The 17797-nt window shown below is 65.6% G+C and carries 17 protein-coding genes, 1 pseudogene and 1 riboswitch; of the genes and pseudogenes, 16 read left to right on the forward strand and 2 right to left on the reverse strand.

All coding sequences use genetic code 11. The features are described 5' to 3' along the window. The first annotated feature begins 77 nt into the window (after nt 1-77). The 6 genes from ASC45_RS13945 to ASC45_RS13970 all read left to right on the forward strand — a co-directional run bounded on the left by ASC45_RS13945 (nt 78) and on the right by ASC45_RS13970 (nt 6175). Nucleotides 78-569 carry a SixA phosphatase family protein gene (locus ASC45_RS13945; protein ID WP_055451639.1) on the forward strand — a complete coding sequence of 164 codons (492 nt, stop codon included), beginning with the start codon at nt 78-80 and terminating at the stop codon, nt 567-569. 117 nt (nt 570-686) lie between these two features. After that, nucleotides 687-1484 (forward strand): GNAT family N-acetyltransferase, encoded by a 798-nt coding sequence (locus tag ASC45_RS13950; protein ID WP_055451640.1) that lies wholly within the window; start codon nt 687-689, stop codon nt 1482-1484. 171 nt (nt 1485-1655) lie between these two features. After that, nucleotides 1656-3038: an adenosylmethionine--8-amino-7-oxononanoate transaminase gene (gene bioA / locus ASC45_RS13955; RefSeq protein ID WP_072243084.1), complete on the forward strand. Its 1383-nt coding sequence runs from the start codon at nt 1656-1658 to the stop codon at nt 3036-3038. Then, a complete protein-coding gene (gene bioF / locus ASC45_RS13960; protein WP_055451656.1) occupies nt 3004-4224 on the forward strand; it encodes an 8-amino-7-oxononanoate synthase in 1221 nt (406 codons plus the stop codon). Before bioA ends, bioF begins: the two co-directional genes overlap by 35 nt. Then, nucleotides 4221-4940, forward strand: a complete 720-nt coding sequence (gene bioD, locus ASC45_RS13965; RefSeq protein ID WP_055451641.1) for a dethiobiotin synthase — start codon at nt 4221-4223, stop codon at nt 4938-4940. The genes bioF and bioD overlap by 4 nt, the downstream gene beginning before the upstream one ends. Beyond that, nucleotides 4937-6175 (forward strand): cytochrome P450, encoded by a 1239-nt coding sequence (locus ASC45_RS13970; protein WP_055451642.1) that lies wholly within the window; start codon nt 4937-4939, stop codon nt 6173-6175. Before bioD ends, ASC45_RS13970 begins: the two co-directional genes overlap by 4 nt. A gap of 15 nt (nt 6176-6190) precedes the next feature. Here the strand turns inward: ASC45_RS13970 and fumC are convergent, their stop codons facing one another. Further along, a complete protein-coding gene (gene fumC / locus ASC45_RS13975) occupies nt 6191-7624 on the reverse strand; it encodes a class II fumarate hydratase (RefSeq protein WP_174514727.1) in 1434 nt (477 codons plus the stop codon). A gap of 343 nt (nt 7625-7967) precedes the next feature. Further along, nucleotides 7968-8037, forward strand: a riboswitch (Fluoride riboswitch). Between the two features lie 42 nt (nt 8038-8079). Between fumC and ASC45_RS13980 the strand changes: the two genes are divergently transcribed. The 10 genes from ASC45_RS13980 to ASC45_RS14025 all read left to right on the forward strand — a co-directional run bounded on the left by ASC45_RS13980 (nt 8080) and on the right by ASC45_RS14025 (nt 17427). Then, nucleotides 8080-9024: a respiratory chain complex I subunit 1 family protein gene (locus ASC45_RS13980; RefSeq protein WP_055451643.1), complete on the forward strand. Its 945-nt coding sequence runs from the start codon at nt 8080-8082 to the stop codon at nt 9022-9024. A 173-nt stretch (nt 9025-9197) separates the two neighbouring features. After that, the gene (locus ASC45_RS13985; protein WP_055451644.1) at nt 9198-9878 is read left to right on the forward strand and encodes a hypothetical protein; all 681 of its coding nucleotides are present in this window, start codon (nt 9198-9200) and stop codon (nt 9876-9878) included. Between the two features lie 4 nt (nt 9879-9882). Further along, nucleotides 9883-11340 (forward strand): proton-conducting transporter transmembrane domain-containing protein, encoded by a 1458-nt coding sequence (locus ASC45_RS13990; protein WP_055451645.1) that lies wholly within the window; start codon nt 9883-9885, stop codon nt 11338-11340. A 1-nt stretch (nt 11341) separates the two neighbouring features. Further along, nucleotides 11342-12862 (forward strand): hydrogenase large subunit, encoded by a 1521-nt coding sequence (locus ASC45_RS13995; RefSeq protein ID WP_055451646.1) that lies wholly within the window; start codon nt 11342-11344, stop codon nt 12860-12862. Nucleotides 12863-12876: 14 nt separating this feature from the next. Then, nucleotides 12877-13707: an NADH-quinone oxidoreductase subunit B family protein gene (locus ASC45_RS14000; protein ID WP_055451647.1), complete on the forward strand. Its 831-nt coding sequence runs from the start codon at nt 12877-12879 to the stop codon at nt 13705-13707. Continuing rightward, the gene (locus ASC45_RS14005) at nt 13694-15697 is read left to right on the forward strand and encodes a proton-conducting transporter transmembrane domain-containing protein (RefSeq protein WP_082454449.1); all 2004 of its coding nucleotides are present in this window, start codon (nt 13694-13696) and stop codon (nt 15695-15697) included. Before ASC45_RS14000 ends, ASC45_RS14005 begins: the two co-directional genes overlap by 14 nt. 97 nt (nt 15698-15794) lie before the next feature. Then, nucleotides 15795-16178 carry a fluoride efflux transporter FluC gene (locus ASC45_RS14010; RefSeq protein ID WP_082454451.1) on the forward strand — a complete coding sequence of 128 codons (384 nt, stop codon included), beginning with the start codon at nt 15795-15797 and terminating at the stop codon, nt 16176-16178. Next, complete coding sequence (locus ASC45_RS14015; protein WP_055451649.1) at nt 16175-16507, forward strand: DUF190 domain-containing protein; 333 nt, start codon at nt 16175-16177, stop codon at nt 16505-16507. The genes ASC45_RS14010 and ASC45_RS14015 overlap by 4 nt, the downstream gene beginning before the upstream one ends. An 87-nt stretch (nt 16508-16594) precedes the next feature. Next, on the forward strand, nt 16595-16987 hold the full coding sequence (locus ASC45_RS14020; protein WP_055451650.1) for a translational machinery protein: 393 nt from the start codon (nt 16595-16597) through the stop codon (nt 16985-16987). Between the two features lie 14 nt (nt 16988-17001). Beyond that, a complete protein-coding gene (locus ASC45_RS14025; protein WP_055451651.1) occupies nt 17002-17427 on the forward strand; it encodes a hypothetical protein in 426 nt (141 codons plus the stop codon). A gap of 52 nt (nt 17428-17479) precedes the next feature. Here the strand turns inward: ASC45_RS14025 and ASC45_RS14030 are convergent. Further along, nucleotides 17480-17797 (reverse strand): annotated as a pseudogene (locus ASC45_RS14030) (integrase core domain-containing protein); the annotation flags it as partial.

Genomic DNA, 17797 nt, shown 5'->3' on the forward strand with positions numbered 1-17797 from the left:
GGTGGCTTACTGACGGCTGACATATACGCCGTGTATCCTTCGTCACTTCCGACGTCACACGAACGAAACTCCCTAATATGTCGAATTTCAATGTCATTTTCTGGCGTCATGCCGAGGCGGAGGACGCTTTGGGATCGACCCAGGGCGACGAGACCGATCTGCGTCGCAACCTTACCAAGCAAGGCCGCCGCGACGCGGCTCAGGTCGCAGGGTGGATCAAGTCGCAACTGCCCAAGCCATGGACGGTCATCTCCAGCCCCGCGCAGCGCGCACGCCAGACCGCGCAACACCTCAACGACTATGCCGGCACCGATGCACGCTTGCGCCCCGACGCCTCGATGGAGGAACTGCTCTCGATCGTGTCGGAGTTTCCGCGCGACGGCGGCGGCCTGATTCTGGTCGGCCACCAGCCCACCCTGGGCCGCGCCGGGCTTTACTGGATCACCGGCTGTGACCAACAGTTTTCCATGCGCAAGAGCGGCCTGCTCTGGGCCGTGGAGCGCAGCCGCGAGGTGGGCATCAAACGCAGCCTGCGCGCATGCATCAGCGCCGATCTGCTCGCGGACTAAAGCGCGCGAACACAACTCGTCAGCACAGTTGCACTGTCACACCAAATTCACAAGACCTTCACTGAACTGTCACCCGGCTTTTCTATCTTTCTTTCCAGATACTCTGGAGGAAAGACCATGTTCGATGACGAACATCCGCATCAGGCTGCGATGCGGGCACCGCATGACCCGGCCCAGACCTGGGCCACCGCGACGAAGGCCGCGCCTGCGCTCACGGTCGCCTGGGCGCGCCATGCGGACGAAGTGCGCGAGGCTCAACGTTTGCGCTACAAAGTGTTCGTCGAAGAGATGGGCGCGCAGATCAAGACCCCAGAGCCCGACCTCGACATCGACCTGTTCGATGCCTACTGCGACCATCTGCTGGTGCGCGACGCCGATGGACGCCTGATCGGCACCTACCGCGCCCTGCCGCCCCATCAGGCCAAGCGCGTGGGCACGCTCTACACCGAAACCGAGTTCGACCTAACGCGGCTCTATCACCTCAAACCGAGGCTGCTGGAAATCGGCCGTTCCTGCGTGCACCGCGACCACCGCAGCGGCGCGGTCATCATGGCCCTGTGGAGCGGCATTGCCACCTACATGCAGCGCCACGGCCTCGATGCCCTCATCGGCTGCGCCAGCATGTCCATGCACTGTGGCGGCCATACCGCAGCCAGCCTCTGGGCGCAGTTGCAGCGCAGCCATCTGGCCGCGATCGAAGACCGGGTGCATCCGCGCCTGCCGCTGCCGGTGCAGCACCTGCGGCAAGACCTCGCGATAGAGCCGCCGCCGCTGCTCAAGGGCTATCTGCGCGTAGGCGCCAAGGTGTGCGGCGCCCCGGCCTGGGACCCGGACTTCGGCGTGGCCGACTTTCCGGTACTGCTGCGCCTGAGCCAGGTCAACCGCCGCTACGCGCGGCATTTCCTCGGCGAGTAACCAGGCGCGAACCTCTATCCTGCCCGCCCGGGCAGCCCATCTGTGGCGTCTATCTCGACGCAACTTTAGCGGGGTCGCGTTGTAACATGCACGCTTTCGCGGCAATGCCACTGCCTCCCCGGGCACGGGCGGACACCTTCGGTGGACCGCGACATCCGCCCACCGGTGCCCATGCCCGCCTCCCTCACCCAACGCAGCCTGCAAGCCGTCTGGCATCCCTGCACTCAGATGCATCGGGCCACGCACGTGCCGCCGCTGGGCATGGTGCGCGGCGCAGGCCCCTGGCTGTTCGATGAGGCCGGAAGGCGCTACTTCGACACCAGCAGTTCGTGGTGGGTCAATCTGTTCGGCCATGCCGACGCCGACATCAACGCCGCGCTCAAAGACCAACTGGACCTGCTGCCGCACGTCATGCTGGCGGGCTGCACGCACGCGCCAGCGGTGGAACTGGCCGAACGCCTGTCGCGACTGACGGGCGATGTGCTGGGGCACTGCTTCTTCGGCAGCGACGGCGCCTCTGCCGTGGAGATTGCGCTGAAGATGAGCTTTCATTACTGGCGCAACACCGGCAGGCCCGACAAGCAGGAGTTCGTCTGCCTGCGCCAGAGCTATCACGGCGAGACCCTGGGCGCGCTGGCCGTCACAGACGTGGCCGTGTTCCGCGATGCCTACGACCCACTACTTATGCGCGCGCACCTGGTGATTTCGCCCGACGCGCGTCAGGCCGTGGCGGGCGAATCCACCGCCGATGTGGCGCGCCGCGCCGTGGCCGCGCTGCGCGCGCTATTCGAGACCCGCGCAGAGCGCATCGCCGCCTTCATCCTGGAACCGCTGGTGCAGGCGGCCACGGGCATGGCCATGTACGACGCGATTTATCTGCGCGAAGTCCGTGCGCTGTGCGACGAGTTCCAAGTGCTGCTGATCGCCGACGAAATCGCCGTGGGCTGCGGCCGCACCGGCACATTTTTCGCCTTCGAGCAGGCCGTGCAGCCAGGTGCTGCCCCCATCTGGCCCGACCTGTTGTGCCTGTCCAAGGGCATCAGCGGCGGCTATCTGCCGCTGTCCGTGGTGCTATCGCGTCCGGCTCTCTACGCCGCCTTCCTCGACGACGACGTCGCCCGCGGCTTCCTGCACTCGCACTCCTACACTGGCAACGCGCTGGCCTGCCGAGCGGCCCTCGCTGTGCTCGACCGTTTCGACAGGGCCGACGTTCTGCAGGCCAACCGCCAACGCGCCGCGCAGCTCACCGAGGCGCTGGCGCCGCTACGCGAAGATACGCGGCTGGAACATGTGCGACAGATCGGCATGATCTGGGCCTTCGACGTGCGCGAGCCCTTTGTCGGCGCGCGCTTTGCCGAGCGTTTTCATCTGGCGGGTCGGGCGCGCGAGCTGCTCATCCGCCCCATCGGCCGCACCGTGTACCTGATGCCGCCGTATGTGCTCGATGCCGCACTGTCGGCCTGGCTGGCACGGCAGCTGCGCGCCACGCTCGACGACGTGCTTCAAGCAAACCATCCCGGTGCTGATCGACCATCTGAACCAGCAGTTGCTTGAGCGCGCCGCCGAGGGCCTACAGCGCCAGCGCCGCACCGCGCACACCGCCTGCGCCCCGCGGCAGCAGGTGAGGGCTGGCGACGGCGCGCCCCCGCGCGACCTGCTCGGCTTCTGCAGCAACGACTATCTCGGCTTGGCCAATCACCCGGCACTGATCGAGGCCATTACCAGCGGCGTCCACCTCTACGGCGCGGGCAGCGGCGCCTCGCACCTGGTCAGCGGCCATTCGCAAGCACACGAGGCGTTGGAGAGTCTGCTGGCGCAATGGATGGCGCCTGCCATTCCCCAAGCCCGCGTGCTGACCTTCAGCACCGGCTATATGGCCAATCTGGCGCTGCTGACTGCGCTGGCTGACGAGCAGGCGACGCTGTTCTGCGACAAACTCAATCACGCCTCCCTGATCGATGGCGCCCGGCTGTCCAAGGCTGAGGTGCGGCGCTATCCGCACGGCGACCTGGCCGCCCTGGAGCGGCAGTTGAGCACCTGCACCACGCCGCTGCGGCTCATCGTCACCGACACCGTGTTCAGCATGGACGGCGACCAGGCCGACCTGCCCGCCCTGCTGGCGCTGGCCGAGCGCTTCGACGCCTGGCTGATCCTCGACGATGCACACGGCTTCGGCGTGCTCGGCCCGCAGGGCCAGGGCAGCCTTGCGCAGGCGGGTCTGCGTAGCGAGCGCTTCATCCTCATGGGCACGCTAGGCAAGGCCGCAGGTGTGAGTGGCGCCTTCGTCGCCGCGCACCCCATCATCATTGACTGGCTGATGCAGACGGCACGCACCGCAGTATTCACCACGGCTTCGCCTCCTGCGCTGGCCCATGCTCTTTTGACCAGCCTTCAGCTCATCGCCAGCGAGGAAGGCGTCCAGCGTCGCGCCAGGCTGCAGCAGCACATCGCCCAGTTGCGCAGCGGTCTGCAGACCTTGATCGCCCAGTTCCTCGAACTCGGCTGGAGTATGGGCGCGTCCGATACGCCTATTCAGCCCCTGATCGTTGGGGACAATGCGCAGGCGCTGAGCCTGTCCAGCGCGCTGGATGCGCAGGGGCTGTGGATTCCCGCCATCCGGCCGCCCACCGTGCCGGTGGGCAAGGCGCGTCTGCGCATCACCCTAAGCGCTGCGCATACTTCTGACGACATCCAGCGCCTGCTTGCCGCACTGCACGAAATTGCACGAGACTTTCGATGAAACAACCGATCGCACCGCGTGGATGCTTCGTCACCGGCACCGACACCGAAGTCGGCAAGACCCGAATCAGCGCCGCTCTGCTGCGCTGGTGCACCGACCAAGGCTGGCGCAGCGCCGGGTTCAAGCCGGTGGCCGCCGGCCTGGAGCAGGTGGACGACCAGTGGATCAACGCCGACGTGCAGGCGCTGCGCCAAGCCAGTTCGGTGCCGCTCGCCGAGGACGAAATCTGCCCCTGCCAGTTCAGAGCCGCCTGTGCACCGCATCTAGCCGCCGCACAGGAAGGGCGGGTCATCGACTTAGACGCCGTGCTGCATGCCGCTAGGCACCTCGCGCGAAAGTCAGACGCGCTGGTCGTCGAAGGTGTAGGCGGATTCGTCGTGCCCCTGGACGCGCAGCGGGATACCGCCGATCTGGCGCAGGCACTCGGCCTGCCAGTGGTGCTGGTCGTCGGCCTGCGCTTGGGCTGCCTCAATCACGCCATGCTCACCGCACAAAGCGTTCAGGCGCGCGGGCTGCGACTGGCCGGCTGGGTGGGTAACACCGTCGATCCGGCCATGCCCTGGAAGGACGACAACTTCGCCACCCTGCAGAAGATGCTGTGGACACGGCATGGTGCGGTCGCTCTCGGCCATGTTCCCCGCCTGCCCGACCCCAGCCCACAGGTCATCCTGTCCCACCTCGACACAGCCGGTCTGCGTCAGGTCTTCGCGCAATGAAGGCGCTGCTGCAGCCGCCACTGGTCGATGCCGCCTTTCTGGCCGACCCCTACCCCACCTATCGGGCGCTGCGCGACGCCGGGCCGCTGCACTGGAGTGAGGAATTCTTCGGCGGTGCCTGGCTGCTGACGCGGCATGCCGACGTCGAAGCTGTGCTGCGCGACACGCGCTTCTCCGCGCAGCGCACTGGCGGCTGGATCAACGACGTGGAGGTGCAACGTGGCGAGTTCGCGCCCTTTCAGCGCCTGTTCTCGCGCGCCCTGCTGTTTCTCGATGCACCAGAACACACCCGGGTGCGCGGGCTGATGCAGGCGGCCTTTCGCCCCGATGCCCTGGCAACGCTGCGGCCGCGCATCGAGCGCATCGCCGACACCCTGCTCGACGCCATCGACCCCGGCGTCCCGTTCGATTTCATGGCCAGCGTGGCCAGAGTGCTGCCGGTGCGCGTGATCTCGATGCTGCTGCTAGGCACGCCGCAGGCTGCTGGCGCGCCGCTGATGCACTGGTCGGACGACCTAGCCGCCTTCATCGGCGCGCCGCAGCCCACCCGCGCCCTGGCACAGCGCGCGCAAGCCAGCCTGCTGGCCATGACCCGTTACTTCACGCGGCAGCTCGACTGCCCGCGCGCCGATCGAGTCGGCACCGAGCCACCGGCCCTGCTCGACGAGCTGCGTCAGGCCCGCGCCCGCGGCGCGCTCAAGGACGACGCCGAACTGCTGTCGCAATGCGCCATGCTGCTGTTCGCCGGACACGAAACCACCCGCAACCTGCTTGGCAACGGCTTGCTCGCCCTGCTCACCCATCCCGAGCAATGGCAGGCCTTGCAGAGCGACCCTGAACGCGTACCGGGCGCGGTGCGCGAACTGCTGCGCTACGACAGCCCGGTGCAGTACAGCGGGCGGCGTGTGACCACGACGCTGACGCTGCACGGCAGACAACTCAAGCGCGGCGATCTGGTGTTACCGCTGATCGGTGCGGCTAACCGCGACCCGGCTCGCCACCCGCACCCCGACCGCCTCGACATCCTGCGCCCCGACCCCGGAGCGCTGTCCTTCGGCTCCGGCACGCACGCCTGCCTGGGTGCCGCGCTCACCCGCATGGAAGCCGACATCGTGCTGCGCCGCCTGCTGCAGCGCTGGCCGCATCTACGACTGGCGCAGGCGCCGCGCCAACTGCGGCGGTGCGCCAACCCGGCCTATCGCGGACTGACTGCGCTACCGCTGCACACGCGGTAGACAGGCCCGGGCACGTTACTCCGCGTTGCGCACCATGCTCTGCGGCCGCACCCAGCGGTCGAAGTCTTCCGCGCTGACCAGGCCCGACGCGAGCGCGGCCTCGCGCAGCGTGGTTCCGTGGTGATGCGCCGCCTTGGCAATGGCCGCGGCTTGGTCGTAGCCGATGTGCGGCGCCAGCGCGGTGACGAGCATCAGCGAACGCTGCATCAACTCGGTGATGCGCGTGCGGTCGGCTTCGATGCCACGCGCCAGATGGTGGTCGAAACTGGTCATGGCGTCAGTCAGCAGACGCAGGCTTTGCAGCACGTTGTGCGCGATCAACGGCTTGAACACATTGAGCTCGAAGTTGCCCGATGCCCCGCCGATGTTGATCGCCACGTCGTTGCCGAAGACCTGTGCGCACACCATGGTGAGCGCCTCGCATTGCGTGGGGTTGACCTTGCCGGGCATGATGGAGCTGCCCGGTTCGTTCTCGGGAATGCGGATCTCGCCCAGGCCGCTGCGCGGCCCTGAGGCCAGCCAGCGCACATCGTTGGCGATTTTCATCAGCGCTGTGGCCAAGGTCTTGAGCGCGCCGTGCAGGAACACCAGGGCCTCGTGGCCGGCCAGGGCGGCGAACTTGTTGTCGGCGCTGGTGAAGGGCAGGCCGGTCTGCCGCGCCAGTTCGGTGGCCACGCGCACGCCGAACGAGGCATGCGTGTTCAGCCCGGTGCCCACTGCGGTGCCGCCCACGGCCAGCGCATAGGCCGGGCCGAGCGCGGCGTCGATGGCCCGACGAGAGATATCGAGCTGGGCGACATAGCCTGAAAACTCCTGCCCCAGCGTCAGCGGCGTGGCGTCCTGCAGATGGGTGCGGCCGATCTTGACGATGTCGGCGAACGCGTCGGCCTTGGTCTGCAGCGTGGTGCGCAGGGCGATGAGCGCGGGCAACAGATATTGCGCCGTCTGCGCGGCGGCAGCCACGTGCATGGCCGTGGGGAAAATGTCGTTGGACGACTGCCCCATGTTCACGTGGTCGTTCGGATGCACATTGCGCGCCAGGCCCACGCTGGCGCCGAGCAGCACCGAGGCGCGGTTGGCCAGCACCTCGTTCATGTTCATGTTCGTCTGCGTGCCCGAGCCGGTTTGCCAGACCGACAGTGGAAACTCGTCGGGATAGCGCTCGGCGATGACCTCGTCGGCCGCTTCGATGATGGCCCGTGCGGTGCGCAGATCGAGCTTGCCCAACTCGGCGTTGACCCCGGCGCAGGCGCGCTTGACCAGGGCCAGGGCGCGGATGAGTTCGCGCGGCATCTGCTCGGTGGAAATGGCGAAGTGCTGCAGCGAGCGCTGCGTCTGCGCGCCCCACAGATGCGCCTCGGACACTTCGATGGGACCGAACGAATCGGTCTCGATCCGCATGCCCTCGGCGGGCTCGATATCCGTTTGGGCGCTACTTGCTTGGTTCATGGCTTTTCTCCCGCTAGGAGTCTGTCGGGCTTGGGGCGCGGAAAGCGAAAAACGGGCATGCGGATGCCATGTGGCGGCGGGTTTGCAGCCCCATAGCCGTAGCGATGGGGCAAAAAGCCGCTGCCGCAGGGCGCCGCAGGGCCATTTTGCAGCCCGCGATCCTCAAGTCCGACAGACTCCCAAGTTTTCCGATGTTGTAGTGCCTGCGGCGCAACAATGCCACCGACGCAGTTGTGACCGCGTCATTCCGTGACAGGCGATGGGTCAGGTTTGGTCATGGTGCTTGCATCTGGATACGCCCGTCAGCTTGACCCAGCTTGGGGCAAACTCCTAGACTGGTTTCAACAAATACGGCGATGGAGTTCGCCAAAACCGCGCGGGGCTGTCCCGTAGCTAATGACTCCTACCTGCCGCAAGACTCGTTGCAGTCTTGCGCATCACGACAGGGAGGAACCATGCGCGGTGACGTCATCTTGCAGCAGATTGCCCAGGTTCTGGCTATTTTGTTGCTCTCCCCGCTGTTGCACGGCTTCATCGCCAAGATGGAAGAGATCGTGCAGCGCGGCAGCGGCCCGAGCCTTTTTCAGCCGTACCGCGATCTGTTCAAGCTGTTGCGCAAGGAAATCGTGGTGCCGCAGACCGCCTCATGGGTGTTCTGGGCGGCGCCGGTGGTGGCCTTCGCCTGCATGCTCACGGTGCCCATCCTCATCCCGGTGCTCACCGACTATCCGCTGCCGCTGTCCGACATGGGCGACATTCTGGGCGGTGGCCTGATCCTCACCCTGGGGGGCTTTGCCATCCTGCTCGCGGGTCTGGACAGCGGCCATCCCTACGGCGGCCTCGGCTCCAGCCGCGAGACCATGCTTTCCATCCTCGCCGAGCCCACGCTCATCATGGTGTTCGTCGGCATCACCCTGCTGGCGCAAGCCATGTTGCCCTTCGTCGTCAATCATCTGCTGGTGGCGCAGCCTGCGGTGTTCTGGAGCCCGGCGCACCTGTTTCTGGTGGCGGCGTTTTTCATTCTGCTGACGGTGGAAACCGAGCGGCTGCCGATCCATTCGAGCATTCACTACGAGATCTACATGATCGGCGAGGCCCGCATCCTCGAATACTCGGGCCCGCTGCTGGCGCTGCTGAAGTGGGCTTCGTGGATGAAGCAGGCCATTCTCTACACCATCTTTCTCAACGTGCTGACCATCCCGTGGGGGCTGTCGACCGAGGGCACGGCGCTGGGCATGCTGGGGGCAACCCTCGCGCTGCTGGGTAAATGGGCCATCGTCGCGCTGCTCATGGTGTTCGTCGATACCGCGCAGTCGCGGCTGCGCTTCTACCGCTATCAGGAACCGCTGGCGCTGTCGTTTCTGATGGCGATTCTCGCCATCGTGGCGCGGCAGGTTTGAGAGATTGTGAACAAATCCGCCATGACCGCTCATCGCGCCCCAAACGCCCCACTCGGCGTTGCAAATGCTCGCCGTGCCGACGGGCACAGCTGTGCTTTGCGCCTTGATTGGAACCTTTCGGACGCGCTGCTCGGCCACGCCGGATTCATTCACAACCTCTGGAGGGCCCAGCCATGCTGATCTTCCACCTCGGCGGCGTGCAGGCCTCGTTGTTCAGTCTGCTGACCATCATCGCGCTGATCCTGGCCTTCGTGATGCTCGGCTCGCACTGGATCAAGAACCACATTCTGGCCTTCGCCGCCGAGTCCTGGGTGATCGCGGCACTGTCGGCTGCCGTAGGCATCAGCGGGCATTACCCCGAGCTGATCTTCATCGCCGCCCTCACCGCTTTGTTCCGCGGCAGCCTGCTGCCGTATCTGCTGCTGCGCATCGTCAACGACCTGAAGCAGAACCGCGAGTTCACTCCCCTGCTGCAGCCAGCGTCGAGCGTGGTGCTCGGCGGCTTTCTGGTGCTGTTTTCCTACGCCGTGGCCGAGAAGCTGGGCATGCGCATGCATCTGGTGGACAACATCGCGGTGCTTGCGCTCACGGCCATGTTCTCGCTTAAGCTCATCGGCTTTCTCATGCTGGTGCTGCGCGCGGAGGCGGTGAGTTCCATCCTTGGTCTGCTGGTGATCGAAAACGGCATCTTTCTCGGTTCGCAGATTCTGGTGCCGGGCATGCCGCTTTTGCTGGAAATGGTGATCCTGTTCGACTTGCTGATCATCGTCTCGACCTTCGGCCTGCTCATCCGCTACCTGCACAAGGAAGTGGGCACCACGAGCAGCCGCGAACTGACGCGACTGGTGGGGTGACGCGATGATCTGGAACGTGCTCTACGCGATCTGGATCGCCACCGCCGTGGCGATGGTGGGCAGCTGGGTCTCGCGCAATAGCCGCGTGGCTGAGGCGCTCAACCTAGCGGCGGCAGTCATCGATTTCGTCCTGGTCATCGTGTTGCTGATCGCCACGCCCGACCAGGGCGCCACCGCGCTGAACCACTATCTGCTGCTCGACGATTTCGGCGTGTGGGTGATGTTCTGCCTGGCCATCGTCTATCTGCTGGCCAGCGTGTACGCCATCGGCTATATGCGGTGGATGCGCGGCGAGCAGGCGCGGCTGCATCGCTTTTACGCGCTGTTCGCGGCGTTCGCGCTGACCATGTTCTTTGCCCCGGCGCAGAACAATCCGGGGCTTTACTGGATCGCCATCGACCTCACCACCATCGTCAGCGCGTTTCTGGTGGGATTTCAGCGCGCGCCCGAGAGCATCGAGGCGGCGTGGAAATACATTGTCATCGTCTCGGCCGGGCTGGGCCTGGCGCTGCTGGGCACGGTGCTGTTCTACTGGGGCGGCACCTTCATTCTCGGGCCGGTGTACGACATGACCTGGGCCAATCTCGCGCTCATCGCGCCCAAGGCCGAGCCGCTGCTGTTGCTGCTGGCCTTTCTGCTGGTGCTGGTGGGTTTCGGCACCAAGGTGGGCCTGGCGCCGATGCACACCTGGCTGCCGGATGCGCACAGCGAAGGCCCGGCTCCGGTGTCGGCCATGCTGTCAGGGGCGCTGCTCAATTGCGCCATGCTGGGCATCGTGCGCTACCTGCAGATCGTCGAGCACACCTCCATCGAGACCACGGCACGCACCGCGCTGGTGGTGCTGGGCGCGTTCAGCCTGCTGGTGGCCGCGCTGTTCATCAGTCGGCAGACCATCGTCAAGCGCCTGGCCGCGTATTCGAGCGTGGAGCACATGGGCGTGATCGCGCTCGGTTTCGGCTTCGGCGGGCCGCTGGGGGTGATCGGCGCGCTCTATCACATGCTCAATCACTCGCTGACCAAGTCGCTGGTGTTCTTCGGCGCGGGCAACATGATGCACGCCTACGAGAGCAAGGAAATCGGCAGCATCCGCCGCGTGCTGCGCTACTTTCCGCGCACTGGCGCGATCTGGCTGGCCGGTGCGGTGGCCATCACCGGCGCGCCGCCGTTCGGGCTGTTTCTGTCGGAGCTCACCATCCTGCGCGGCGGCATGCAAAGCGCCAACCCTTGGGCGGTGTGGTGGATGGGGGTGCTGCTCATCGTCATCTTCATCGGCTTTCTCAACCATTTCCGCGCGATGTTTTTCGGCTCTCGCCCCGAGCATGCACCGCACTTGAAGCTGAAGTTCGTCCACGTCGCGCCGATGGCCGTGGCGCTGGCCGCCATCCTGCTGCTGGGTCTATGGTGGCTGCCGCCGATCTGGGCCCATCTGGCCGCCATCGCCAACCAACTTGGAGGCGTGTGAGATGCGTCATTGCGACACCACCCGCCTGAATCCCGCCGAACTGCCGACAGCGGCCGATAGTCTGCTCACCGCACTGGGCGACGCGCCCAGCGCCCATGGCCGCATGCAGATGGCCTATGCGTGCGGCTGCGCCGACGACAGCGTGGACGTGGTGTATGTGCTCAGCCAGGGCCCCGGCCTGCCTTACAAGGTCTGGCGCGTGCGCCCAGAGCATCACACCCTGCCCTCGCTGGCGAACAAGCTGCCGTTGCTGGGCTGGTACGAACGCGAAATGATGGACCTTTATGGCCTGCGTTTCGAGGGTCACCCCGAGCCCCACCCGCTGGTGCTGCACGAAGGCATGCCGCGAGAGCCCGCGCCGTTGCTCAAGCCTTTTGACCCGCAGGCCGCCGCGCTCGACTTCTCGCCGCAGCCGCCCACCGTGCCCCAGGTGCTCGGTCCGGACATCCAGCGCCTGCCTTTCGGGCCGGTGCGGGCCGACATTGTCGAATCGGCGCAGTTTCTGTTCTTCTACATCGGCGAAGGCATCCTGCACTATCACCCGCGGCTGTTCTACAAGCACCGGGCGATGGAGGCACGGTTCCAGGGCCAATCGCTGCGCTCGGGCGCGGTGCTGGCCGAGCGCGTGAGCGGCATCGACTCGGTGGCGCACGCCCTGGCCTACGCCCAGGCGGTGGAAGGCGCGATGGGCTGGCGCGCGCCCGCGCGTGCGCGGTATCTGCGCGTCATCCTGGCCGAGCTGGAGCGTCTGTACAACCATCTGCACTACCTCGGCCATCTATCCAAGACCACCACCCTCAAGGTCGGCGAGGCCGAGGGGCATTTGCTCGAAGAGCGGGTCAAGCAGATCAATGGCAAGCTCACCGGGAGCCGCTTTCTGCGCGGCCTCATCACCCCCGGCGGCCTGCGCCGCGATCTCGACATTGCCGGTCTGGACAAGGCGCTCGACGCGATCAGCGACGACATAGCCCGCTATCTCGACCGCCTTGAATCCACCCGCAGCTACCTCGACCGCCTGATGACGACTGGGGTGCTGGCGCGCCAGGTGGCGTTCGACCAGGGCGCCACCGGCCCGATCGAGCGCGCCAGCGACCTCGACCGCGATCTGCGGCGCGACCACCCTTACGCCAACTACGAGAAGGTGCGCTTTGCCGTTCCCGTGGAGACGGTCGGCGACGCCTACGCGCGCTCGCGGGTGCGCATGGAGGAAATCCGCGAGTCGCTCGCCATCATCCGCCAGACCATCGGTCGCACCAAACCAGGCGAGGTGCTGCGCTTCGATGTGATGGAAGACGCCGACCTGCGCGGCGAAGGCCTGGGCTGGGTCGAGGCCACGCGCGGTGGGCTGCTCTATGCCGTCCATCTGAGCGAAGACCGCACCCTGCTGCAGCGGGTGAAGATCAAAGAGCCGTCGTTCTCGAACTGGCGGGTGTTTCCCTTCACCGTGGAGGACAGCAACATGATGGACTACGCCATCAACGAAGCCAGCTTCGGCCTGTCCATCGCAGGCGCCGATCGCTGACAAGGAGCAAAACCATGCCCGTGTGGACCTGGTTGGGCCTGCAGAAAGGCCGCGCCACAACCCCTTGGCCCGAGCGCCCCGGCCCCGATGGACAGGACGGCGTGCTCGGCCTGCCGCGTTTCGATGCGGCTCGCTGTTCGACCGCGCAAACCGGCTGCACCGACTGCGTCGCGGCCTGCCCAGCGTCGGCCATCAGCCGCGGCGCAGCAGGCGGGGTGCAGCTCGACTACGCCCGCTGCGTCGGCTGCCAGCTCTGCACCGAGGTCTGCCCGGAGCCCGCGTTCACCCCGAGCCACGACTGGGCTTTCGGCGTGCGCGACAAGGCCGATCTGCTTCATGTAAGTAGCGAGCAAAACGCTCTACCGAGCGAGAAAGAAGAACCGATCACCGCCGAACTCGAGCAGGAACTCAAAGCCTTCGGCAAGAGCCTGCACATCCGCCATGTGGACGCCGGTTCATGCAACGGCTGCGAAAGCGAGCTGCAAGCGCTGTTGAATCCGTTTTACAACCTGCACCGGCTGGGTATCTTTTTCACGCCCTCGCCTCGGTTTGCCGATCTGCTGCTGGTCACCGGCCCGGTGACCGCCGCGATGCGCGAGCCGCTGCTGCGCACCTATGAAGCCATGCCGCAGCCGCGCTGGGTCATGGCGGTAGGCACTTGCGCCACCGGCGGCTGCACGAATGGCGGCGGCTACGCCTGCCATCAGGGGCTGGACGGCATCCTCCCCGTGGACGTGTGGCTGCCGGGTTGTCCGCCCAACCCCGCCGCGCTGATCGAAGCGCTGCTTCTGCTGCTGCGGCGACGTCCGCAACGGGTGCACGGAGGCCGGTATGAATCTGCCTGATGCCATGGGCCTCGCCGCCTTCGTTCTGGCCGCGCTGGCCTGGGTGCTGGCGCTGCTGGCCGATCTGTTCCTCGGCTCGGCACTGCCGCGCGGGCTGCTGGCGCTGGGCTGCGCGCTCGCGGCCTTGGGCGCGCTATGGGGCCTGCCCTCGGGCGTTGTTGGCCAGAAGCTGCTGGTGCTGGGCGACGCGCCCGTGGTGTTCCAGCCCGATGCCGCGGCTCTTTGGCTCATGCTGCCCGCGCTGCTGCCCGCGTTCTTCGCCAGCCTGCTCGGTAGCACGGCGCACGCGAGGGGCTGGGCCGCGGGCGCGGCGCTGTCGTTGCTGGGCGCGCTGGGGGTTTACGGCTTGCAGGACGGGGCTAGCTTTCTCATCGCCTGGGAGGTGATGGGCTTCGGCGGCGCGCTCATGCTGCTAGCCGATCACCGCAGCGTGCAGGCCGGGCATGACAATCTGTTCATGCTCGCTCTGCTCGAAGTCGGTGGCGTGGCGCTGCTGCTGGCGGTGCTCATGCTCGGCCAGAGCCTGGCCTTTGGCACCTACGCGCTGCAGTGGACCGGATGGAGCGTGGCCTCGGCGTTCTTCCTCGGCCTGCTGTGGCTGGTGGGCTTCGGCGCCAAGCTCGGCCTGCTGCCGTTCTACGAGTGGTATCCCGGCGCCTATGGCAGCGGCAGTGGGGCCAGCGGCGCGCTGATGTCGGGCGTGGTGATGAACGCGGCCTACTTCGCCTTGGGGCGGGCGTTGCTGCAGTGGATGGGTGATCCGCCCTGGCTGGCGAGCTTTGGCGTGGTGGTGCTCATCGTCGGCACCTTCACCGCGATTCTGGCCATTCTGTATGCCTTTCAACAAAGCGACTGGCGGCGGCTGCTGGCATTTTCCTCCTCCGAAAATGCCGGTGTGGCCGTGACGGCGCTGGGAGCGGCGCTGGTGTTTCGCGCCGGGGGCGAAGACATGCTCTCGGCCCTGGCCTGGACGGTGGGCATGCTGCACCTCATGGGCCACAGCCTGGCCAAGGGCACGCTGTTCCTCAGCGCCGATGCCGCTGCCGCGCTGCAGGGCAGTCACCATCTGCGGCAGAGCGCCATCCTGCGCCATGCGCCGCTCACCCTCGGCCTGGGCGCGGTGTTCGGCGCCATGAGCCTGGCCGCCATGCCGCCCACGGCCGGCTTTGTCAGCGAGTGGTATCTGTTCCAGAGTCTGTTCCACGACTTCACCCTCAAGACCGATGGCTCGCGCATCGCCCTGGCACTGGCCGGAGCCGGCATGGCGCTGACGGCGGCGATCGCGCTGGCCACCATGGTCAAGGTCTTCGGCGTGGGGCTGCTGGGGCAGAACGAAGCCCACGCCGCGCACCACCGCAAACACCAGACCACACTCTCGCCCTTGCAGCGCTGGTCGGTGCTCGTCACCGGGCTTGCCGTGCCCGCGTTTGCGATGAGCCTGGTGTTCTGGCTGCCGGAGATGTCGGCGTCGGCTTGGCCTGCGACGCAAACGCCGGGGCAGATGACGCACGGCTGGCTGCTGGTGCCGCTGTCGGCTGGCTTTGCCTTCATCTCGCCCGCGATGCTAGTGATCGTCGTACCGCTGCTCGCCCTCATTCCACTGACTCTGGTGTGGGCACGCCGCCGCCACCCGGTACGCCGCGCGCCGCTGTGGTGCGGTGGCGAAGACTATGCCGCACACGCCGGGGCGACGACCGCGCTGTCGTTCTCCAACGCTCTTCGGGTCTTCTACAACTTCGTCTACCGGCCGCGCAACGCCGTGGCTCGGCAGTTCGAAGGCAAGCCGTATTTCCTGAAAGAATTGCAGTTCGACTATTCGCAGGCACCCATCTTCGGCCCGCTGTTGTTTACCCCGTCGATCCATGCGTTGCAATGGCTGGCGCGCAGGCTGCGCTTTCTGCAGAACGGTCTGATGAATGCTTACCTGGCCTATATCGGCATTCTGCTGATCGTGATTTTCGGCCTGGTGCTGGTATGGCAACCGGGCTGACCACCAAGGGAGAACTCGACACAACATCTTCACCCAGACTCCCCAAACGGCCGCCCAAGCGGCAGCTCTTTACCTCCGACCTTTCTGGATGTACCGAATGACCTACGTTTTCATCGCCCTTTTCGCCATCATTGGTGCGTTCGCGCGCTACGGCCAGACCCTGGTCGTGCAAAGCGTGCTGGGACGCTCCTTTCCCTTCGCCACGCTGTCGATCAACGTGCTCGGTTCGTTCCTGATGGGTTTCCTGTTCTTCGAAACCCTGGAGCGCATCAACCTCAGCCCCGAACTGCGCACCGGCATCCTCACCGGCGGCCTGGGTGCCTACACCACCTTCTCGACCTTTTCACTCGAATCGCTCAACCTGATTGAAAACGGCGAGATGGTGAAGGCCGGGCTGTACATCGGCGCCTCCGTGGCGCTGTCCGTCTCGGCGGCCATCTTCGGCGCCTATCTGTCACGCAATATGGGAGTCTCGACATGAGCGCCAAATCCGTCACCATGGTTCGCGTCTACATCAAGGAAGGCGACAAGGACAGCGGTCATCACGACCTCATGCGCAGCATCTTCAAGCTGCTGCACGAACAGCACAAGGTGCATGGTGTGACTGTGTTTCGCGGCGTGGCCGGCTTCGGCAGCAAAGGCGAAGTGCATGCCGACGATCTGCTGCGGCTCAACGTGCACCTGCCGCTGGTGCTGGAGTTTTTCGATGAACCGGAAGTGGTCGAGGCCGTGCTGCCGCGCATTCAGGAGATGGTGCCGCCCGGGCACATCGTCTATTGGTCGGCGCAGTGCGGCTGCGCCGTGGATTGATCGTTTTCAGCCTTGCGACCCGGCACCGACCGGGTCGCTTTTTTCCTCAATGCCGTCACACCCAACCCGGCTCATGCCGCGATAGCCATGAACCCATCCAAACACGCCGCCGTCTGGATCGATCACAACGAAGCCCATGTGTTCTTCATCGATCCCGAACATGTGCGCGAATCCATCGTGCACTCCCCTCACCCGCACCAACACCTGCACCACAAGGCCAACACCATCGGCTCGGGCAAGGTGCAGGAAGATCAGCATTATTACCACGCGGTCGCCGAGTCTCTGCGTGATGCGCATGAAATCCTCATCACCGGCCCAGGTCAGGCCAAGCTCTGGCTCATCAAACACCTGCACCACCACGAACCGGACGCTCTGGAGCATGTGATCGCCGTCGAGACGGTGGACCACCCGTCGAACAACCAGCTCGTAGCCCACGCCCGACATTACTTCGACGTCACCGACCGCCGCATCACTTTCTGAAATGCGAGAGTGCCATGGGCGAGCGCAGTTCATTCCAATACTGCACTTGGTGCTTTGCCGAGATACCTCTCGATGCCAAGGTCTGCCCCGACTGTGGCACCAATCTGGACGACTACGCCAGGCACACACCCTACGCAGACCGCCTGATCCACGCCCTGCGCCACCCACTGAGCGAAACCCGCATGGGCGCGATCATCGCCCTGGGCAAGCAGGCCCAACCCAACACTATTGGTGCCCTCACCGAATGCGCCATGGACAACCGCGGCGACGTCATCGAATCCCTGGAAATTCTGCACAGCCTCGCGCAGATGCCTGCCTGCCCAGCGCTCAAGCAAGCCCTGCAACACCTTGCCCAAAACCACCCGGCACACGCCGTTCGAGTCAAAGCCACCGAAATGGCGCAAAAATCCGCCCCGCTGCCCACTGCGAGGAGCCGATAGAGTCGTGCGCAAACCAGAAATTTCTGTGACCTGCCCCCTGTAGACGTACCAATCAAAAGTGGAAGTCCGGGTTCAAGGTTACTCGATAGGTATCGGGGTTGATGGGGATTGAGCTGCATCGCCAGCGCGCTGGCGATGCAGCTCGGCGAAGCGAGCCGGTGGCATGCGTCCCAGGCTGCTGTGCGGCCTGACCTCGTTGTAGTCCGTTCGCCAGACCGCCACGGCCCTCCTGGCCTGATGCAGGGTCTCGAACCAGCCCTCGTTCAAATGCTCGTCACGGAACTTGCCGTTGAAGCTCTCAATAAAGCCGTTTTGCATGGGGCGTCCCGGCTGGATCAGGATGTGGCGAATGCCATGCGCCTGTGCCCAG

The organism is Thiomonas bhubaneswarensis, from assembly GCF_001418255.1.
Lineage (GTDB): Bacteria > Pseudomonadota > Gammaproteobacteria > Burkholderiales > Burkholderiaceae_C > Thiomonas > Thiomonas bhubaneswarensis.